Here is a 19,516-nt window from a genome sequence, read left to right as displayed (position 1 = left end):
CCCACGAAGACCACGAACCCCGCATGTCCATCCGTCCCGCCACCAGCCACGATCGCGACGCGGTCTGGCATATCCTCGAACCGGTGTTTCGCGCTGGCGAGACCTATGCCGTCGATCCCGCGATCTCCAGGCAGGATGCCCTGGCCTATTGGATGGGCGGCGACAGCGAGGCCTTCGTCTTCGAGGACGCGGGCGCAGTCCTGGGGACCTATTACCTGCGCCCCAACCACGGCGGCGGCGGGGCCCATGTGTGCAATTGCGGCTATATCACGGCCACCGCAGCGGAGGGTCGCGGGATAGCGCGGCAGATCGGCGAGGACTCGCTGCGCCGCGCACGCGAGCGCGGGTTCCGCGCGATGCAGTTCAATTTCGTGGTCGCCAGCAATGTCGGTGCGGTTCACCTGTGGAAAACGCTGGGCTTCGCCGCGGTCGGCCGGCTGCCGAACGCCTTCGACCATCCGGCCAGGGGCATGGTCGATGCGCTGATTATGTATCGTCAACTATAGAACAACCGACCAGGCCGATGGGGTGGCGGCTTGATTATAGCGAAAACCGGAAAACTCTTTGCCGGTCACGGGCGGTTTTCTTGCTTTGCCAATGTAATTATCTCGACTGACAAGACACGCATGCTTCGCGCAGCGTGCACAACAGCCAAGAGGTAAGCATATGACCGCTCTCGCCCCCCTCGTCCGCACCGGCGACGCCATCGTCGAAACGGCCAAGGCCCGTTACACCACCAAGTCCTACGACGCCTCGCGCCGCATCCCCGAAGCCGATCTGCAGGCCGTGCGCGACCTGCTCCGCTTCAGCCCCTCGAGCACCAATGCCCAGCCCTGGCACTTCATCCTGGCGGGCACGCCCGAAGGCAAGGAACGCGTGGCGAAATCGACCGCGGGCGGTTTCGGGTTCAACCGCAGCAAGGTGATCGACGCATCGCATGTGGTGGTGTTCGCGGCGCGCACCTCGATCGAGGAGGACTATCTCCAGCATATCCTCGACGTCGAGGATGCCGATGGCCGCTTCGTCGCCGATCCTGCAGCACTGCGCGAACAGATGCACGGCGCGCGCTCGATGTTCGTCAACATGCACAAGGAAGCGGGCGATCTCGACGCCTGGAGCCAGGCGCAGACCTATCTCAACATCGGCCAGTTCATGCTCGGCGTCGCCGCACTGGGTATCGATGCCACGCCGATGGAAGGCGTCGATCTCGACCTGCTCGACGAGGAGTTCGGCCTGCACGAAAAGGGTTTCCGTGCGCTGGTCGTCGTATCGCTCGGCTACCGCGCCGAAGACGATTTCAACGCCGCGCTGCCCAAGTCGCGGCTACCTGAAACGGAGGTCATCACCGAAATCTGACCCCCCTCTCTTTGGTGATACCTTCGAAGGCCCCGTCGAGTGATCGGCGGGGCCTTTTTGCGTGTTCGATCACACCTGGAGGGAAGCGGGAGAGCGTGTCGGGGAGGCTGTATTCCGCCCCTCCCTAACACGCTCGCAATCACAGTCAGCCGACGCTTTCCATTGTCAGCACCTTGCCGACCCATTCGGGCGCCTCGACCGCATCGGCCAGCAGCTTCGCGACATCGCCGCGCGCAGCTTCGCCCTTGGGATCGACATTCTCGCCCAGACGGACCTCGCCGGTGCCGTCCGCATCGGTCAACGATACCGGGCGCAGGATCGCATATTCGAGATCGGTCGCCTTGAGATGCTCGTCGGCCTCATGCTTGGCTTGGAGGTAGTGCGCGAGTTCGCTGTCCGGATCCGGATTGTCCGCCCCGACGCTGCTGAGCATCACGAAGCGGCGCACGCCATTGGCCACCGACAGGTCGATGAGCCGCTTGGCGCCGTCGCGGTCGACCTTGTCGGTCATCTCCGCCGGCGTGTCTCCACCCGAGCCCGCAGCGAACACGACCACGTCGCATCCCTTGGTCACGTCATCGGCCAGATCGGTCAGATCGGCCTCGCGCTGCTCCACCCCCTCGGGCAGGCCCGAGGTATCCGAACTGGCGCGCACCATGGCGACGGTATCGAGGCCCCGGTCGTGCAATTCGCGCACGAGCCTGAGGCCGGTATTGCCGGTCGAACCGGCGACGAGGACTTGCATGGATATTCTCCGAATTGGGTTGATGGGTCGCTGTCGACCGGGGTTTTAGGAAGGCAGGAAGATCGCCTTGGCGTTGACGAATTCCTTCATGCCGAAGCCGCCATGTTCGCGGCCGTAACCCGAATCCTTGACGCCGCCGAAGGGCATGTTGGGGTCCGCGGCGCCGAAGGAGTTGATCCGCACCATGCCGGTATCGAAATGATCGCGCGCCAGCCGGATCGCCTTGTCTTCGTCCCTGGTGAAGATGCCCCCGCCCAGGCCATAACGGCTGTCGTTGGCGATCCGCATTGCATCCTCGTCATCCTTCGCGCGGATGATCGAGGCCACCGGGCCGAACAGTTCGTCGTCATAGGCGGGCATGCCGGGCTTGCAGTCGGCGAGCACGGTGGCGGGGTAGTAATAGCCCTCGCCCTCCTCCGGATCGCCGCCGCACAGCAGCGTCGCGCCCTGCTCCACGCTCTTGCCGACCTGCTCGACCAGCGTGTCGAACTGCTCCTGGCTCGACACCGGACCAAGCTCGGTATCCTCGGCGGTCGGATCGCCCATCTTTGCACGCTGCATGCGCGCGACGAAGGCGGCAACGAAATCGTCATAGACCGCCTCGGTCACTACAAAGCGCTTGGCGGACACGCAGGTCTCACCATTGTTATAGAGCCGCCCCTGCGCGCAGGTTTCGACCGCGAGGTCGATATCGGCGTCCTCGAGCACGAGATAGGCGTCGTTGGACCCCAGCTCGAGGACGGTCTTCTTGAGGTTCTTCGAGGCAAGCTCGCCGATATGGCTGCCCGCGCCGTCGCTGCCGGTCATGGTCACCGCGCGGATCAGCTTGTGTTCGATGACCTTGTCGGACAGATCGTGCCCGACGAGGATGACCTCGAACAAATCCTTGGGCAGGCCGGCTTCAAGGCACAGATCGCGCAGCAGCAACCCGCTACCGGTGCAGATCGATGCATGTTTGAGGATCACCGCATTGCCCGCCATCAAATTGGCGGCGAGCACGCGCACCGGCTGGTAAACGGGGAAGTTCCACGGCTGCACGCTGTAGATCACCCCGATCGGCGAGAAGGTCACGATCCCGCGCTTGCGCCCGCCGCTGTGCTGGCGTTCTTGGTCGGCCAGTTCCTTCGGCCCATGGTCCGCAGTATATTCGAAAATACGCGCGCAGATCTCGACCTCGGTCTTCCCGTCCTTGATCAGCTTGCCCATTTCGCGCGTCATCAGTTCGGCAAAGCGGTCGGCATTGGCCCGCAGGACCTCGGCGATCTTGCGTAGATAGGGCGCACGCTCGTCATGCGATTTGGTGCGCCAGTCGAGAAACGCGGCATGCGCCGCTTCGATCTTGGCGAACACCTCGCTCTCGCTCATGGTCTCATAGGTTTCGAGCGGCTCGCCGGTGGCGGGGTTGCGGGTCTGTATCTGGGTCATGTTTCGCTTTCTCGCTGTGGGGGGAGCGCTCGCCGATCCGCCCGGGACCGGCGCAGCTGCACGCCGCAAGGTTCAGCAAGACAACGGGAGCGACCACCCCCCGTTCCGTTCGCACCCGCAACAAACGCGTTCACGCGCTCGAACGTGCGTCAGGCAGGGTGGTTTGGCGCAAGGGGCCGGACAGGCCCACGACAGGCGTCGATTGGGGAGCGGGAGTTGCTAAGATGGGTCGTGCGCAGCAGCCGAAAGCTGCCGCTGCTGCACATAGCTATGCCAATTGAATTGGTAGCGGAGGAGGGACTTGAACCCCCGACACGCGGATTATGATTCCAACGGAAGCGGCTGGTAGACGCGTCTACGTAGAAGGTGTCAAAGTTCGCGGCATTGATAGCTGGAACCGCGTTTCAGAGCGGTCGGACAACACCTGCATTTCGCCACCATGAGCCTGGGCGATTTCCCTCACGATGAAAAGGCCGAGGCCCAAACCCTTCTCGCGATTGGAAACCTCCCCGCGCTGGAAGGGCATGAAAAGCTTCTCGCGAGCCGCTTCAGGGATCGGTTCGCCCTGATTAACAACCGCAAGATGGAACTCATCGCCTTCGACACCCGCTTCCAGTAAAATTGGTTTGGATAGGTCTCCATACCTGACTGCATTAGATAGCAGGTTAGAAACTAGCTGTCCGATCCGGTGCGTATCGCAATCGACCGCTTCCAAATCAGCAAGTGCGCAGTCAATTTCTACATCCACAGCAACAGCCGTTATCTCTTGGACAACATGACGCAAAACATCCGCTAGACTATCTTTGTTTGAATAGTCGAGCGGGATCCCCGTCCCCAATCGGCCCCTGGCGAAATCGAGCACGTCGTCGATCAGGCCATTAGCGCGCGCGAGGCTTCCCCTCATCTCCCTTATTACGGTCGATGTGCGTTCATCCCCCTCTGCGTGTCGCTCCAATATCCACGTTCCGGCCGCTATGGCCGCGAGCGGATTGCGCAGATCATGACCGAGAACGGCTATGAATTGATCCCGCAGCTCAAGTTGCGCGTGTTCATTCTTAAACCGCTCTTCAGCCCTGGCCCTAGCCTCAACCAACGAGCGCTCGAATTTCAGGCGTTCGGTCGCTTTGAACAGCGTGAGCCGGGTGAAGAGGTGCTCCCCGTTTAGTCCCCGCTTTTCCTTGGCATTCCCGATAACGGGAATCTTGTCAGCGTCACCGACTTGCAGGTCGAACGCGATCTCATGGGCTTCGCCTTGCAGCCGCAGCATCGGTGCGAGATGGGTCTCGAAAGCGATCTTGCCGCCGAACGACAGGATCTTATGGACCTGCTTACCCATTAAGTCGTCCGGCGAACAGTTTAACCAGTCGGCCAAAGTTTGATTCAACTTCGCAATCCGCGCGTCCGGAGTGACGGAGAGATACCCGCACGGAGCCTCATCATAAAGCTCGACTAGATTCTCAGTTGGAAGATTTGAGGAAGTCACGGATCGCGTTGATCACCTCGTCTGGCGCACTGAGATTTGGGCAGTGCCCGGTCGCTCTAAGCAACCTGTATTCGCTGTTCGGCAAGTTAGCATGAACATATTGCCCGACCTTTTCTGGAGCGATGATGTCCTGCTGGCACTGAAGAACCAGCGTTCGCGCGGTGACGTCCGGCAGATCCTTCCGGTTATCTCCGTAGAATGTCACCCTTGCGAATTCGCGAGCGATGTCCGGGTCGGTCGCGCAAAACGATTTCGTGAGCCGCTCGCCCAGTTCCGGTCTATCGCCGTTACCCATAATCTGGGGTGCCATTGCGGCTGACCATCCGAGGTGGTTCTCATCTAGAAAGCTTAGCAGCTCCTCGAGCTGCGCCTTAGAGAAGCCTCCCAAATAATCGTCGTCGTCGATGTAACGGGGCGATGGGCCGACCATCACGATCTCGCCAAACTGATCCGGTCGCCTGATCGAAGCGAGAGCGCCGATCATTGCGCTGACAGAGTGCCCAATGATCACAGCATTCTGAAGGCCGAGCGCATTTCCAATTTCAACCAAGTCGGACGCATAACCGTCTAGCGACGAGTATTTGGCTGGATCATAGGCTGATAAGTCGGACTCCCCCGCACCGACATGGTCGAAAAGCACAACCTGAAAGTCTGCCTCGAATTGGTGCGCAACGTCCTTCCACATGTGTTGATCACAACCGAAGCCGTGAGCAAAAACTAGCGCTCGTCCCTCGTTGCCGCGCACCGACACATTGTTTCGAGTCAGAACGAGATCATCCCCCATGCTCGGGTTCTAGAACTCGTTACAGAATTTGCAAATTGCGATGATCCGATGGGTTGGCGAGAGCATGTGCTCCGGTTTTTTGCAAGATGGCCCCCAACCCCGCCTCTCCCCAATCTCAAGGGCCACATTCTTCTCGGGATCACGAAGAACGTGAGTGTGGAATAGCGGAGCCGCAGATTATGATTCCAACGGAAACGGTTGGTAGACGCGTCTACGTTGATGAAGATTGAACTCTAGGACCCAATCCTTCGTTTCCCCTCCTCTAGAAAGTCGGTGAGCAATTCGGCTTTGTATCCGGCGTTTTCGAAACCGAGATCCAAGCCGCCACACCCACAAAATAGGCTGAGTATGGTTTGTTGAATAGGCATTGCAACTTTCAGAACCAATCGCCTGGCAGGCAACTTTCCACTCGTCACTACCTGAAGTTTCCAGCACTGCGCAACGGTTTAGGGCGATGTATGCTCTTACATCACCGGCTTCAGTGCGCCCATACCAAAGGGCCAGAATCTGGCAATAAGCTTCAACTGTAGAGCTAGCGCTTTACCAAATTTGGTAGCGGAGGAGGGACTTGAACCCCCGACACGCGGATTATGATTCCGCTGCTCTAACCACCTGAGCTACTCCGCCCCATAGAGGCATGCCGGGGCGATAGCCCCCTCGGCAGGCGGCGCATTTAGGGCGGTCCGCGATTGCGGTCAACCGCGCAAATGCGCCTCGTCCGCGTTTTCTGCGGATGCTTGCGATGCCGCCTCGTTCATGCGCCGGACCTTGGCTGCCAGCCCACGGTTGAGCGCATGCGTCAGCGCGGTATCGACCTCGGGCACGGCGCGCGCATAATGCGCCAGCGCATCGCGGTCGAAAGTCGCCACGCGGGTGCGTTCGGTCACCACCACCGTGGCCGAGGCGGTCTGGCCCGACACCAGACTCATCTCGCCGAGAAACTCCTCCGGGCCGCAGGTGCCCACGACCTTGCCGTCGCACTCCACCCGCGCCGCGCCGCGCGCCACATAGATCAGCGGCGGGTCGGGCTGGTGCTGGTTCATCAGCACCGCGCCCGCGTCGACATCGCGCCATTCCATCAGATCGCGCAGGCGCTGCTGGCGGCCGGCATCCTCGATACCGAGCAGGCGCTGGAACAGGCTGGTTTCCTCTTCCAGCATCGCGCCGCGCCGCGCACGGCGGCGCAGCACCGATATCTGCATCCCGTTGATGATCAAAAAGACCGCGGCGATGATTGCCCAGCCAAGCTGGTCGGTCAGCGCGAAATGCGCCAGCGCTGCAAGCCCGGCGACAAACATCGCATAGCGCAGCTGCCTGATCGTGGTCGCTGCCATCGCCGCGACCGCCAGCAACGCCGCAGCATAAGCCAAGATAGTGGCGATTTCAGCCATCCCCCGTCCCCTCGTAAAGCACGGCTCTTATGCCGCGCTCCGGCCCCTGAATGCAAATTCCTTTACCGCTTCCCACGGCCCGCCGCGATAGCGAAAGAGCGCAAGGCCGCGAAAGGCGAAGGGGCGGGGTTCGATCGTGCCCGCCAGCGCCGCTTGCAGCGCCTTGGCCTCCTTGGCGGTGACCTTGTTCTGGATCGTGACGTGCAAGCGCGGGCGATGCTGGTCCTGCTGCGTCAGCATGCCGCGAAAATGCTCGGCGATCATGTCGCGCAGCGCGAGCATGTCGGGGCTGGACAGCTTGATCGCAGTGCCGCCGCCGAGCGACATCAACCCCTCGACCTGCCCCGCAACCGGCGCGAATTCGCCCGCAAGGCGTTTGAGATGGGTACAGGCCTCCGCCTCGCACATGGCCGGAAGCGCGTGGAACAGCGTGACATGCGCGTCGAGATAGTTGCGCTCGGGCGGGAAATGCTCGGTTCGCAGCGCCGTGTAACGGGCGTGCAGGTCGCGCGGCAATTGCGCGGTGACGATCAGCGGGGCGGCGTCCGCCGCGCTCACATTTCCCCGCGGCGGCGGCGGATCTCGAACCATTCGGCGACGTTGCGGTTATGCTCTTCCAGCGTCTCCGCAAAGGCATGCCCCCCGGTGCCATCGGCAACCATGTAGCGCGCGCTCGTTTCCGCGGGGTTCAGCACCGCCGCGATCGCTTCGCGCCCGGGATTGGTGATCGGCCCCTTGGGCAGGCCGACCATCGTATAGGTATTGTAATCGTTGATCGCGGCGATTTCGGACTGGCGGATGCGCCGCCCCAGCGGCTTGCCCTTGGTGAGCGGGTAGATGATCGTCGGGTCGGCCTGCAGCAGCATGCCGTCCTTCACGCGGTTGGAATAGAGCCCGGCGACCATCCTGCGCTCGCGCGCGACCCCGGTTTCCTTCTCGACGATCGAGGCGAGGATTACTGCGTCCTTCACATTGTCGACCGCGATGTCGGGCGCGCGCTTGGGCCAGGCTTCGGCGAGATAGTTCTGCATGGCCGCCTGCATCCGCGCGAGCACCGCGCTGCGCGCCTCGCCGCGCTCGAAGTCATAGGTATCGGGCAGCACCGAGCCTTCGACCGGCACCGGGATTTCGCCGGTCAGGTGATCTTCCGCCATCAGCCGTTCGTGGACCAGTACCGAGGGCAGGCCTTCGGGAATGGTCACGAAGCGCCGGATCACCTCGCCATGCTGGAAGGTGTCGAGGATCTGCGCATTGCTCACCCCGGCGGGCAGCAGAAATTCGCCCGCCATGATCGGATCCGACGAACCGAACAGCTTGGCGCGCAGCAGGAAGCCTTCGGGATTGGCGATCAGCCCTTCGTCACCGAGCTTGTCGGCGACCGAAGTCAGGCTGGCCCCCGACGGAACGATGAAGTTGGTGTCCTCGTCGATCTCGGCGGTGCCCCACCAGCCCGACAGGAACCAGATCGCCCCGATGGCGAGAACCAGCGCGAGGACGCCTGCGAGGAGGCACCCGGCCTTTTTCACGTCAATCGACCTGTTTGAGGATCAGCGATGCATTGGTGCCGCCGAACCCGAAGCTGTTGTTGAGCACCGCCTTCACTTCGCGCTGCTTGGCCTGCTTGGGGACCAGGTCGACACCTTCGGTGCCCTCGTCGGGATTGTCGAGATTGAGTGTGGGCGGGACGATCTGGTCGCGGATCGCGAGGATGCAGAAGATCGCCTCGACCGCACCGGCGCCGCCCAGAAGGTGCCCGATGGCCGATTTGGTGCTGCTCATCGATGCACCGCCCAAATCGTCGCCCAACACGCGCTTGACCGCGCCCAGCTCGATCGTGTCGGCCATGGTCGATGTGCCATGCGCGTTGACGTAATCGATATCCGCAGCGGTCAGGCCCGCCTTCTTGAGCGCCATGCGCATGGCCAGTTCGGCGCCCTTGCCTTCGGGGTGCGGCGCCGTGACGTGATAGGCATCGCCCGACAGGCCATAACCGACCACTTCGGCATAGATCTTCGCGCCGCGTGCCTTGGCGTGTTCGTATTCCTCGAGCACCACCACGCCCGCGCCCTCGCCCATGACGAAACCGTCGCGGTCCTTGTCATAGGGGCGGCTGGCTTCGGTGGGGCGGTCGTTCATGCTCATGTTGAGCGCGCGCGCCTGCGCGAAACCGGCCACGCCGAGCGGGTTGATGGTGCCTTCGGCGCCGCCCGCCAGCATGACGTCGGCATCGTCGAGCGCGATCATCCGCGCGGCATCGCCGATCGAATGCGCCCCGGTCGAACAGGCCGTCACCACCGCGTGGTTGGGGCCCATCAGCCCGTATTTGATCGAGACCTGGCCCGAGATGAGATTGATCAGCCGCCCATGGACGAAGTGCGGCGACACGCGGCCGGGGCCGCGCTCGTGCAGCACGATGCTTTCCTTCTCGATTCCCGGCAGCCCGCCGATGCCCGAGCCGATCGAGACGCCGGTGCGCAGCTTGAGTTCGTCGTCCATCTCGTCGAGGCCGGCGTCTTCCAGCGCCTGGCCCGCGGCATCAATGCCATAGATGATGAACGGATCGACCTGCCGCTGGACCTTGTGGTCGACGCGCTTGTCGGGGTCGAAGCCGAACTCGTGGTCCTTGGGCTTCACCTCGCAGGCGATGGTGCATTTCTGCCCCTCGGTGTCGAAGCGCGTGATTTGCGCGGCTCCGCTCTTGCCCGCGATCAGGTTCTTCCATGAAGTCTCCACGTCACCGCCCAGGGGGGTGACGAGGCCAAGTCCGGTTACGACCACACGACGCATGTAATTCTCCGCAGATAAGACAACAGGCCCGGCCCGCTATGGGGTCGGGCCTGTCCGGTCCCGCATATAGTGCGGGATTCGAAAAGCGCGAGGCTTAGCCCTTGTGCTCTTCGATATACTTGGTCGCGTCGCCGACGGTGGTGATCTTCTCAGCCGCATCGTCGGGGATTTCGACGCCGAATTCCTCTTCGAAGGCCATGACCAGCTCGACGATGTCGAGACTGTCCGCACCGAGATCGTCGATGAAGCTGGCTTCCTGGGTGACCTTGTCGGCCTCGACGCCGAGGTGCTCGACGACAATTTTCTGCACGCGGTCGGCAGTATCGCTCATTTGTGTCCCTCTCAGATTGGGGGTTTGTGAATTGCCTGTCGCCCTAATGAACGCCGCTGGCAAGCGCAAGGGGCTCGCGACAGCAGCATAATAAAGCGATTTCCCTACCAAACGCCAACCGCGCCCAGCTTATCCCGGCGGATAGCGGCGGTCGAGCTGGCGTTCGGCGCGCATCCGGCTCGCCACGCGGTCGAGACCGGCTTGCGCATAGGCCCGCCCGTCGGCCGTCATCCGCGTGCGCTGATACAGATCCGCCGCTTCTTCCAGCCGGCCATCGCGTTCGGCGCACAAGCCTGCATTGAACAGGAGCGACGCATGATCGGGATAGGAGGGCAGCATCGCTTCGAACTGGACGCAGGCCGCCGCCTGATCGGACTTGGTCAGCCGGACCGTCTCCCTGAAAGCGCTGGAATCGGCGTTCGCCAGGCCCTTGCGGCTTTCCATGATGCGCACATCCGCGCGCCTGAATTCGGGAGCAAGGTCATAGCGTACGCGCTGGGCAAACTCGTCCACCATCGAATCCATCATGCGCGCGGGCGAAGGCTCGGACTTGTCGTTCGCGCAATAGCGCTGCGATTGCACCAGGTCGTCGTCCGCCGCGTAGAGCGTCCCGCCTTCACGCGCGATGAGTCGCAGCGAAGGAGAGAAGCGAACGGTCATCTTGCGACAGCGGAACACATCGACCGTTTCCTCGATGCATTTCTTGTTATCGTCGCGGCGCACGCAGCGGGTGCGCTTCTCCGACCCGTCGCGGACTTCCGAAACCTCGCCGCTTGCGGTGCCCCGCAGCGTGGCTCCTACCGGACCGCTGAAGGCCTCCTCGGGCGCCCCACCAGCCGCACCGTAGATATGGTAGGTGTTACCGCCGCCCGTCGCCGACTTGATCGTGAAATAGGGCTGCGAATCCAGCCGGACATCCTCCAACCGGTCGGTGATCGCAATGGCGAGCTGTTCGCCGACATCGCCGCCGAAGCGTTCGACCGTGATTTCCTCGACCTCGACCGCACCGGCCGTGCGCGCCGGGTAGACACCTTCGACGGTCAGCACCTCGGCCAGCGCGATATCCGGGCTGGCCAGTGCCAATCCCGCCATCGCCAACAGTGAATATGTCCGCATTCCATCCCCCGTTTCTCCGAGGGAAGGTCTAGGTCAGCGCGGTGACGCTGTCATGAACAAATCGGTCAGCTATTGTCAGGCTTCGGCGCTTCCACGGTCCGGACATGCACGTCGCGCAGCTGGCGCGGGCTGACGAGATTGGGCGCGCCCATCATCAGGTCCTGCGCCTTCTGGTTGAGCGGGAAGGCAATCACTTCGCGAATGTTCGGCTCGTCGGCTAGCAGCATCACGATGCGGTCGATCCCCGGGGCCGAACCGCCATGCGGCGGGGCACCCAGCTTGAACGCCTCGATCATGCCGCTGAAGTTCTCGTCGACATCGGCCTGGCTGTAACCGGCCAGTTCGAACGCCTTGTACATGATGTCGGGGCGGTGGTTCCGGATTGCGCCCGAGGACAGCTCGTAGCCATTGCAGACGATGTCGTACTGCCACGCGAGGATATCGAGCGGGTCCTTGGTTTCCAGCGCTTCCATCTCGCCCTGCGGCATCGAGAAGGGGTTGTGGCTGAAATCGATTTTCTTCTGTTCTTCGTCATATTCGAACATCGGGAAATCGACGATCCAGCAGAATTTGAAGCAGCCTTCCTCGATCAGGCCGAGTTCCTCGGCCACGCGGGTGCGCGCGGCGCCAGCCAGCTTGGCGGCGTCCTTTTCCTTGCCCGCGGCAAAGAACAGGCCATCGTTCTCGCCCAGCCCCAGCTCGGCATAGAGCTTTTCCATGCCTTCGGTGCCGTGGTTCTTGGCGATCGGACCGCCGAATTCGCCGCCCTTGCGGGTGACATAGCCAAGGCCCGCGAAACCTTCGCGGCGCGCCCAGTCGTTCATCTCGTCGAAGAACTTGCGGCTCTTCTCATGCGTGTTCGGTGCGGGGATCACCCGCACGCGGCCGCCACCGCCGACGATCTTCTCGAACAGGCCGAAGCCGGAGGTTTCGAAGTGTTCGGTCACGTCCGAGATGATCAGCGGGTTGCGCAGGTCGGGCTTGTCGCTGCCGTATTTGAGCATCGCTTCGGCATAGGGGATGCGCGGGAATTCGCCCGCGGGGGTCACGCTCTTGCCGCCCGAGAATTCCTCGAACACGCCCGCCAGCACGGGTTCGATCGCCTGGAAAACGTCTTCCTGCGTGACGAAGCTCATTTCGAAGTCGAGCTGGTAGAACTCGGGGCTGCGATCGGCGCGCAGGTCTTCATCGCGGAAACACGGCGCGATCTGGAAATAGCGGTCGAAGCCGGCGACCATCAGCAGCTGCTTGAACATCTGCGGCGCCTGCGGGAGCGCGTAAAAGCGGCCCGGGTGCAGGCGGCTGGGTACGAGGTAGTCGCGCGCGCCTTCGGGGCTGGAAGCTCCCAGGATCGGCGTCTGGAACTCGCTGAAACCCTGGTCGGTCATCCGGCGGCGCAGCGAGGTGATGACCTTGTTGCGCAGCATGATGTTGGCATGCACGCGCTCGCGCCGCAGGTCGACGAAGCGGTACTTCAGACGCGTCTCTTCCGGATAGTCCTCGGCCGAGTTGACGATCAGCGGAAGATCGTCCGCGCGGCTCTGGACGGTGACCGCGCGGGCAAAGACCTCGATCCCGCCGGTCGGCAGGTTCGGGTTCACCGCGGCATCGGCGCGCGCCTTGACCACGCCATCGATGGTGACGACCGATTCCAGCTTGAGCTTGTCGAGGACCGGCAGCGCCTCGCTGTCTTCGTCGGCGACGATCTGGGTGATGCCGTAATGGTCGCGCAGATCGACGAACAGCACACCGCCATGATCGCGCTTCTTATGCACCCAGCCCGACAGGCGAACGGTATCGCCGACATTGTCCTTGGTCAGCGCGGCGCAGGTATGGGTACGATAGGCGTGCATCTAAAGCTCGATCTTTCTGCCGGAGATTGGTTGGAACCGCGCGCGCATCCGGGCGCCGCACGAGAGCGCGCCCCTAACAGCCACCAAGGGCCGTTTTGTCAAGATTTCTCTGGGTCCGCGCTAGGCGAGTCGCGCGCGGCGCAAGGCGCGCAGCGTGCCGGCTCGCACCCACGGGCGCACCCCCGGCTCGGGCGCCCTCACCCCGCAGCGCGCGAGCAGGCCGTTCATCGCCCAGGCATCGTCCTGCATCAGGCTGCTGTGCGAACGCCAGGTCACCGAGAGCGAGATCGACGGCTCGGTCCCGACCGTGACCGTGTGCGGGGCCTTGAAGGGAACGTGGAGCGCATCGCCCGGGGCAAGGTCGAAGGGCCAGCCCTGCGCCGCCAGTTCGGGTCGCCATTCGAGCAGATTGTCGCCGCTGCGGTGGAAGCGTTCATTGTCCGACCGGGACGGCAGGCCGCAGGATGGCGGCAGGATCGTGAACCGTTTGCGGCCGGAGATCTGGAACAGGATATTGTATTCCGGATCGAAATGCAGCGGGGTGACGAGCCCCGGCGAGCTGATGAACAGGAACGCGGTGGGTTTGACGATCGCCCCGGTACGCGGCTCGACCACCGGCGCCACGGCCTGCAGGATATCGGCGACGAGCGGCGCGAAATCGGGCCATCTGTCCAGCTCGCGCAGCATGATCCAGCGCTTCGCGCCCTCGAGGCCGGGCACCATGGGCCGCAGGTCCGCCGGATACTCGGGCAGCACGCGGAAGCGCTGCTGCGGCGTATCCTCGCGTATCTCGATCAGCGCGCGATCGGCCGCCGCGATGGTATCGGCCAGCCGCGACCAGTCGAAGCACGGTTCGACGTCGAGCCGGTGCGAAAGCAGGTGCGCGGCTTCGGGATAGGCCCCCCACAGCGGTGCGCGGTCGAAGCCGGGCGTGGCTGCGACTGCATCGAAAGCATGCTGGAATTCCATGCGGGACATGGGGGGCACCATGGCACCCCAAGCGTTAAGACCAGCTTGACCGGACTTGCGGCAGGTCTAAAGCGGCGCGCATCGCGACGGTGCATAGTTGCCGCCGAACGATTGCGGGCCACGCCAGACGCGCTAGCCTGAACCTGCGGGACAAGCCCGCAACTCGATGGGCCCCGGCCCGGGGGCGGCACTCCGCCCGACAGAAACGAAAAGATACGATGAAAATACACGAGCTTATTACCGAGACTGCACCGCTGGCCGAATTGTGCGAGCGACTGGCGAAAAGCGATTTCGTCTGCGTCGATACCGAATTCATGCGCGAGAACACCTATTGGCCCGAGCTGTGCCTGGTGCAGATCGGCAATGAGGAAGAGGCCGCGGCGATCGACCCGCTGGCCGACGGCATCGACCTCACCCCGCTGTGGGACCTGATGTGCGACAATGACGAGGTGCTCAAGGTCTTCCACGCCGGCGGGCAGGACGTCGAGATCGTCTATAATTTCACCGGCAAGACCCCGCAGCCGATCTTCGATACGCAGATCGCGATGATGGCGATCAGCCAGAGCGAACAGATCGGCTATGCCAATCTGGTCGAAAGCTGGCTGGGCCTCACGATCGACAAGGGAGCGCGGTTTACCGACTGGGGCCGCCGCCCGCTGACCGAGCGGCAGATCGAATATGCGATCGGCGATGTCACCCATCTGGCGGACATCTTCCCGCGCATCCTCAAGAAGCTGATGAAGACCGGCCGCGGCGTGTGGCTCGATGCCGAAATGGAAAAGCTGGCCGATCCGGCGAATTACGCCAATGACGCCGACATCGCGTGGAAGCGCATTCGCTCGCCGGGGCGCAATCCGGCGGTGCTCGGACGGCTCAAGGCGCTGGCCGCGTGGCGCGAGAGCGAGGCGCAGCACAAGAACATCCCGCGCGGGCGCATCATGCGCGACGAGACGCTGGCCGATATCGCCAGCCACCCGCCCAAGAAACAGCCCGACCTGATCAAGGTCCGCGGCCTGTCGAACGCGTGGAAAGACAACGACATCGGCAAACGGCTTCTCAAGGTGCTCGACAAGGCCGAACCGCTGCCGAAAGAGGAAATGCCCGACAAGCCCAAGCGCGGTGCACCGCTGGGCAAGGAAGGCGCGCTGGTCGCCGATCTGCTCAAGCTGCTGCTCAAGATCCGCGCGCGCGAGATCGACGTCGCGTCGCGCCTGCTGACCAAGGCCGACGAGATGGAAGCGCTCGCCGCGGGCGCGCGCGACCTCAAGATTCTGACCGGCTGGCGCTACGAAGTCTTCGGCAAGGATGCGCTCGAACTGGTCGAAGGCCGGCTGGCTTTCGCGGTCAAGGACGGCCGCCTGCTGATGACCCATGTCGATGAACTGCACGCGGGCATGGTCGAAGCGCAGGCAGCGGAGTGATCCGCGCGGCAAATATCCTCCCCGAGACGGGGAGGGGGACCATCCGCAGGATGGTGGCGGGGCACGTCGATAGGCTCCGAACCGACGATTTTGCCCCTCCACCCCGCTTCGCGCGGTCCCCCTCCCCCGTCGGGGGAGGCTACGCATGAGCACTTATCTTCCCACGCTCAAGCAGCTCCAATATCTCGTCGCGCTCCACGAGCACGGCCATTTCGGGCGCGCGGCGGATGCCAGCTTCGTGTCGCAATCGACGCTGTCGGCGGGCATTCGCGAGCTCGAATCGCTGCTCGGCGTAACGCTGGTCGAGCGCAGCCGCCGGGTCGTGCGCTTTACGGCGCTGGGCAACCAGGTGGTCGACAAGGCGCACCGCATCCTGCGCGAGGCGGAGGAACTGGCCGATCTGGTGCAGGCCGCGGGCAAGCCGCTGGCGGGCCAGCTGCGGATGAGCGTGATCCCCACGATCGCACCGTTCCTGCTGCCGCGCTTCCTCCCGCGCCTGCGCCGCGAACGGCCCGACCTCGAACTGCTGCTGCGCGAGGAAACTAGCCACGATGCAGTCGAATCGCTCCAGCACGGCCGCGTCGATTGCGTGCTGCTCGCGCTGCCCTTCACTACCGGCGAGGTGGAAAAGGCGCATATCGCGCATGACGAACTCTACGTCGCCTTCCCCAAGGACGACCCGCGCGATCCGCCCGAATTCGTGCCCCCGAGCATGATCGACGAGGGGCGGCTGCTCCTGCTCGAGGACGGCCACTGCCTGAAGGACCACGCGCTGGCCGCGTGCAACCGCCCCGAAATGCGCGCCAGCGCGACGATGATCGGCACCAGCCTGCACACGCTGGTGCAGATGGTCGATAACGACCTTGGCCTGACCATGCTGCCCAAGATGGCGGTCGATGCGGGGATCCTCAACGGGACCGACGTCGTCGCCCGCCCGCTCAAATCGAAGAACGCCACCCGCGAGATCGCACTGATCTGGCGCAAGAACTCGCCAAGGCGCGCGGATTTCGAACTGCTGGCCGAGGAATTGCGCGCGGGTTAGGCGGCAAGGGACGGCATTTGTCCCATTGCCGCCAAAGCAAGTTTACGCGGATTTCGTCCGCCTTGCGCCCTTGCGTCGGTCATTCGCGAGTAGCTACTTAGCTCCCAGTTCCAGTCACTACTCCCCTTAGCGCCACCCTTGACAGGCATTCTCCACGGGCACCTTCTTTGGAAGGCGGGCGGCCAGAGCGCGAAACCTCTCTCGTCCACACCTTGATATGAAGCACAAAATTCTGCGCTTTTTGGAAGGCGCTCTGTGGCAACCGAAGTATCAATGTGGAATGCGTATTGCTGATCGTAGATGATCGGGCGTTTTGCCGCTAAACTATTCGAATGACGGTTCAGATATTTACCAGCCGGGAAGAGCTTGAGCCCCATATTGAATCCATCCGTCAAGCGGCGGATTCTGAGCGCGCATCCTTTGGCTTCTTGCCCCCGAATGCCTACCGAGAGTTCGTGCAGCAAGGGCGGGCGGTCGCGGCCATCGATGGCTCGGGCGAAGAGCTCGTAGGATATTGCTTGTATGGGGGAGTGTTTCCCCAAGCGAAGATATTTCAAACTTATGTAGCGCCTAATTTTCGCGGCCATTCTATTGGTGAAAGGTTGCTGACTACCGTCTTGGAGGGGCTTGAAGAAAAAGGCTTCTTGAGCGCCGTAGCAAACGTCGCAGCCGACCTATCTGCGGCCAACCGATTCTACGAGAAAATGGGTTTTGATGTCGTCGCGACGAAGGAAGGCGGCAAAACGACGAAGCGGCTTATCAAGGTTCGTGCAAAGGAGCTTTCATCTCCCAGCTTGCTTGATCTGATCGACCAGCCGGCAAGCCAAGCTCGCGCACCGGTAATGCGAGGACCAAGACCCACTTCGGTGCCTCGATATGTTCTCGATCTAAATGTCATTTTCGACGTTACGAAGATGAGGCCTCGTTCGGAAGTCGCACAAGGTGTCGTGGCGGCAGCACTGGAAAACGACGTGAAGCTCGCGATTACGGCCGAGATATCGGCTGAGTTAGAGAAGCATAGTCGAAAGGATCAGCCGGATCCGATCCTGAATCTCTGTCGAGCGATCCCAACATTGCGATTGCCCGATCAAAAGACCCTATTGAGGCTGCGCGAAGAGCTACTCCCGATGGTCTTCCCTGAGAAAGCTCATCAAACCACGCTAAAAGCAAATGATGAGGCGGACCTTCGCCACCTCGCGACTGCGATCGAGGAAAACGTTGTTGGTTTCATCACATCCGACGAAGCCATTCTTCGCGCGGCTGACAAACTCAATGCTCGATATAACCTAAGCATCTTATCTCCGAGTACTTTCGGTCAGGGGTTTGAGGCCGAATTTGGAGCCAGACCACGAGCGTTCATCCAGACAGCGTCCTCCACCCTTCAACCGGCGAGTTTTGAAGAACAAGACAGGGAAGCCATCGGGCAACTCTTGCGAAACTATCACCTAAGCGACGTCCGCATACGCGGTACTCTCGCCGCAGGGACCGCAACTTCACCTCGTCGACGAGAGCTTGTTCGATCGGCAGAGGGGCTAGTGTGCTTTGCTAGCTGGGACTCGCCGCGACCTTCGGTCGTCGAGCGAACCTTACATATCTATGCGGACGAAACTCACCCCGACGCGATTCTGGCCATTAGGCACCTGCTGCGAATTGCTTGTCAGGACACAGGCGCGTGCCCCCTCACAATCTTCTCAATTAAGCCGCACCTTATGCAGCACCTAATTAGGAAAGTGGCTGTCGCGAACCATTTCTATGCGGATGGTTCCGATGCACCAAGAAATCCTGCCCTCCGTAAGGTTTCGCTCGGACGTGCGGTTCAAAGCGAGAATTGGTCAAATGCAGCGTCGACAATCGAACAAGCCACCGGCGTAAAACTCACTGGCGAACCGTCTACGACTAATGCGACGGCGATCCAGTTGACCGATGCCAGAGGCTCGAAGCGTTTTGCGAGCCTGAAAGAGATTGAAGAACTCTTCAGTCCCACGATTATCTGCGCCAGTGACCGCCCCGGCGTTATATTACCTATCAGGTCTGGATACGCTGAAGAGCTCTTCCACGGCGGGCAGCAACCCTATCTACTTGACCATGCCCAAGCCGCGCTAAAGGATACAAAAGCCTACATAGGAGGCAACTACGGCAGCGTCCCCGAAGGTGGGTTGGCATTCTTCTACGAGTCTGCTCCGCGTGGAGGACGAAAGGCGATCACGGCAGTTGCTCGAATCTTAGCGCGCTATGCTTTGCCTACAGATCAAGCTGCTGCAATCAGCCGCGACCGTGGTGTCTTACCTGTTGCAGAGTTTGAAAAAGCACGCGGGCGCGGGCTGAAGACGGTTATCGACATCGATACGGTGATGCTGTTTAGGAATCCCATCAGCAAGGATCGCCTTTGTGAAATCGGGTGCTGGGATGGCGCCAACCTCGTGACTGCGAAGGTTATCGATCCCGCCTCAGTCGCAACGCTCATGAAAGAAGGGATGCCGCAGCTTGGCTAAGAGTGAGATCCTAATTTCTGTCGAGCCAAGGTACCTTGCCAGCATTCTGTCTGGTGAGAAGACAGTCGAACTTCGTCGAAGAGCTCTCCGCATAACCGAGGGAGCGACAATATGGCTGTATTGCAAAGCCCCAATTGCGTCGATTTCGGCGGTCTGTCAGCTTCGCTATTCAGAGACCCTATCCGTGGCTGATCTCTGGGCTAAACACAGCTCTCAATTGGCGCTTTCGAAATCCGAATATGATGATTACGTTGAAGGACGTGATACCGCGCACGCTTTAATTCTGAGCGAGGTCAGATCGCTCGATAACCCAATCGATTT

17 protein-coding genes and 1 tRNA gene are annotated in these 19,516 nt (G+C 61.9%); 5 read left to right on the top strand and 13 right to left on the bottom strand.

Annotation, left to right across the window (positions count from 1 at the left end; genetic code table 11):
* Positions 1 to 23: 23 nt before the first annotated feature.
* Positions 24 to 506, top strand: coding sequence for a GNAT family N-acetyltransferase (locus VWN43_RS04810; RefSeq protein ID WP_320180451.1), 483 nt, complete (start codon positions 24 to 26; stop codon positions 504 to 506).
* Positions 507 to 666: 160 nt separating this feature from the next.
* Positions 667 to 1,356: an oxygen-insensitive NAD(P)H nitroreductase gene (nfsB, locus tag VWN43_RS04805; RefSeq protein ID WP_320180452.1), complete on the top strand. Its 690-nt coding sequence runs from the start codon at positions 667 to 669 to the stop codon at positions 1,354 to 1,356.
* A gap of 145 nt (positions 1,357 to 1,501) precedes the next feature.
* On the opposite strand, the gene VWN43_RS04800 is transcribed toward nfsB, so the two are convergent.
* The 13 genes from VWN43_RS04800 to VWN43_RS04740 all read right to left on the bottom strand — a co-directional run bounded on the left by VWN43_RS04800 (position 1,502) and on the right by VWN43_RS04740 (position 14,249).
* Positions 1,502 to 2,101, bottom strand: a complete 600-nt coding sequence (locus VWN43_RS04800; protein WP_320180453.1) for an SDR family oxidoreductase — start codon at positions 2,099 to 2,101, stop codon at positions 1,502 to 1,504.
* Positions 2,102 to 2,146: 45 nt separating this feature from the next.
* Positions 2,147 to 3,526 carry an NAD-dependent succinate-semialdehyde dehydrogenase gene (locus VWN43_RS04795; protein WP_320180454.1) on the bottom strand — a complete coding sequence of 460 codons (1,380 nt, stop codon included), beginning with the start codon at positions 3,524 to 3,526 and terminating at the stop codon, positions 2,147 to 2,149.
* A gap of 355 nt (positions 3,527 to 3,881) precedes the next feature.
* Entirely contained in the window at positions 3,882 to 4,862 is a 981-nt protein-coding gene (locus VWN43_RS04790; protein WP_320180455.1) for a sensor histidine kinase, read from the bottom strand.
* Positions 4,863 to 4,983: 121 nt separating this feature from the next.
* A complete protein-coding gene (locus VWN43_RS04785) occupies positions 4,984 to 5,793 on the bottom strand; it encodes an alpha/beta fold hydrolase (RefSeq protein WP_320180456.1) in 810 nt (269 codons plus the stop codon).
* Between the two features lie 550 nt (positions 5,794 to 6,343).
* Positions 6,344 to 6,420 (bottom strand) — tRNA-Met (locus VWN43_RS04780).
* 68 nt (positions 6,421 to 6,488) lie between these two features.
* Positions 6,489 to 7,184, bottom strand: a complete 696-nt coding sequence (locus tag VWN43_RS04775) for a Crp/Fnr family transcriptional regulator (RefSeq protein WP_320180457.1) — start codon at positions 7,182 to 7,184, stop codon at positions 6,489 to 6,491.
* Positions 7,185 to 7,211: 27 nt separating this feature from the next.
* The gene (locus VWN43_RS04770; protein WP_320180458.1) at positions 7,212 to 7,742 is read right to left on the bottom strand and encodes a 2'-5' RNA ligase family protein; all 531 of its coding nucleotides are present in this window, start codon (positions 7,740 to 7,742) and stop codon (positions 7,212 to 7,214) included.
* Entirely contained in the window at positions 7,739 to 8,710 is a 972-nt protein-coding gene (gene mltG, locus VWN43_RS04765) for an endolytic transglycosylase MltG (RefSeq protein WP_320180459.1), read from the bottom strand. Before mltG ends, VWN43_RS04770 begins: the two co-directional genes overlap by 4 nt.
* Before the next feature lies 1 nt (position 8,711).
* Positions 8,712 to 9,971, bottom strand: a complete 1,260-nt coding sequence (gene fabF / locus VWN43_RS04760; protein WP_253516681.1) for a beta-ketoacyl-ACP synthase II — start codon at positions 9,969 to 9,971, stop codon at positions 8,712 to 8,714.
* A 94-nt stretch (positions 9,972 to 10,065) separates the two neighbouring features.
* Entirely contained in the window at positions 10,066 to 10,302 is a 237-nt protein-coding gene (locus VWN43_RS04755; RefSeq protein WP_006834437.1) for an acyl carrier protein, read from the bottom strand.
* 129 nt (positions 10,303 to 10,431) lie between these two features.
* Complete coding sequence (locus VWN43_RS04750) at positions 10,432 to 11,418, bottom strand: tetratricopeptide repeat protein (protein WP_320180460.1); 987 nt, start codon at positions 11,416 to 11,418, stop codon at positions 10,432 to 10,434.
* Between the two features lie 65 nt (positions 11,419 to 11,483).
* On the bottom strand, positions 11,484 to 13,271 hold the full coding sequence (gene aspS / locus VWN43_RS04745) for an aspartate--tRNA ligase (protein WP_320180461.1): 1,788 nt from the start codon (positions 13,269 to 13,271) through the stop codon (positions 11,484 to 11,486).
* A 120-nt stretch (positions 13,272 to 13,391) separates the two neighbouring features.
* Complete coding sequence (locus VWN43_RS04740) at positions 13,392 to 14,249, bottom strand: cupin-like domain-containing protein (protein ID WP_320180462.1); 858 nt, start codon at positions 14,247 to 14,249, stop codon at positions 13,392 to 13,394.
* Positions 14,250 to 14,458: 209 nt separating this feature from the next.
* Between VWN43_RS04740 and rnd the strand changes: the two genes are divergently transcribed.
* The 3 genes from rnd (at position 14,459) to VWN43_RS04725 (ending at position 19,195) form a co-directional block, all read left to right on the top strand.
* The gene (gene rnd, locus VWN43_RS04735) at positions 14,459 to 15,661 is read left to right on the top strand and encodes a ribonuclease D (protein ID WP_263606559.1); all 1,203 of its coding nucleotides are present in this window, start codon (positions 14,459 to 14,461) and stop codon (positions 15,659 to 15,661) included.
* Between the two features lie 145 nt (positions 15,662 to 15,806).
* On the top strand, positions 15,807 to 16,703 hold the full coding sequence (locus VWN43_RS04730) for a hydrogen peroxide-inducible genes activator (RefSeq protein WP_253516695.1): 897 nt from the start codon (positions 15,807 to 15,809) through the stop codon (positions 16,701 to 16,703).
* A gap of 332 nt (positions 16,704 to 17,035) precedes the next feature.
* A complete protein-coding gene (locus VWN43_RS04725; RefSeq protein ID WP_320180463.1) occupies positions 17,036 to 19,195 on the top strand; it encodes a GNAT family N-acetyltransferase in 2,160 nt (719 codons plus the stop codon).
* The last annotated feature ends 321 nt before the right edge of the window (positions 19,196 to 19,516 follow it).

Origin of the sequence: Qipengyuania sp. HL-TH1, assembly GCF_036365825.1 — a bacterium.
GTDB classification, from domain to species: domain Bacteria; phylum Pseudomonadota; class Alphaproteobacteria; order Sphingomonadales; family Sphingomonadaceae; genus Qipengyuania; species Qipengyuania profunda.
The sequence above is the reverse complement of the archived record's forward strand: the minus strand, read 5'-3'. Positions and strand labels throughout refer to the sequence as shown.

Coding starts and splice junctions, on each gene's coding strand:
- VWN43_RS04775 (WP_320180457.1), bottom strand. CDS start 7,184: ATGGCTGAAATCGCCACTATCTTGGCTTATGCTGCGGCGTTGCTGGCG.
- VWN43_RS04750 (WP_320180460.1), bottom strand. CDS start 11,418: ATGCGGACATATTCACTGTTGGCGATGGCGGGATTGGCACTGGCCAGC.
- fabF (WP_253516681.1), bottom strand. CDS start 9,971: ATGCGTCGTGTGGTCGTAACCGGACTTGGCCTCGTCACCCCCCTGGGC.
- VWN43_RS04810 (WP_320180451.1), top strand. CDS start 24: ATGTCCATCCGTCCCGCCACCAGCCACGATCGCGACGCGGTCTGGCAT.
- aspS (WP_320180461.1), bottom strand. CDS start 13,271: ATGCACGCCTATCGTACCCATACCTGCGCCGCGCTGACCAAGGACAAT.
- VWN43_RS04730 (WP_253516695.1), top strand. CDS start 15,807: ATGAGCACTTATCTTCCCACGCTCAAGCAGCTCCAATATCTCGTCGCG.
- VWN43_RS04725 (WP_320180463.1), top strand. CDS start 17,036: ATGACGGTTCAGATATTTACCAGCCGGGAAGAGCTTGAGCCCCATATT.
- VWN43_RS04790 (WP_320180455.1), bottom strand. CDS start 4,862: ATGGGTAAGCAGGTCCATAAGATCCTGTCGTTCGGCGGCAAGATCGCT.
- rnd (WP_263606559.1), top strand. CDS start 14,459: ATGAAAATACACGAGCTTATTACCGAGACTGCACCGCTGGCCGAATTG.
- VWN43_RS04800 (WP_320180453.1), bottom strand. CDS start 2,101: ATGCAAGTCCTCGTCGCCGGTTCGACCGGCAATACCGGCCTCAGGCTC.
- VWN43_RS04755 (WP_006834437.1), bottom strand. CDS start 10,302: ATGAGCGATACTGCCGACCGCGTGCAGAAAATTGTCGTCGAGCACCTC.
- VWN43_RS04740 (WP_320180462.1), bottom strand. CDS start 14,249: ATGTCCCGCATGGAATTCCAGCATGCTTTCGATGCAGTCGCAGCCACG.
- VWN43_RS04785 (WP_320180456.1), bottom strand. CDS start 5,793: ATGGGGGATGATCTCGTTCTGACTCGAAACAATGTGTCGGTGCGCGGC.
- VWN43_RS04795 (WP_320180454.1), bottom strand. CDS start 3,526: ATGACCCAGATACAGACCCGCAACCCCGCCACCGGCGAGCCGCTCGAA.
- nfsB (WP_320180452.1), top strand. CDS start 667: ATGACCGCTCTCGCCCCCCTCGTCCGCACCGGCGACGCCATCGTCGAA.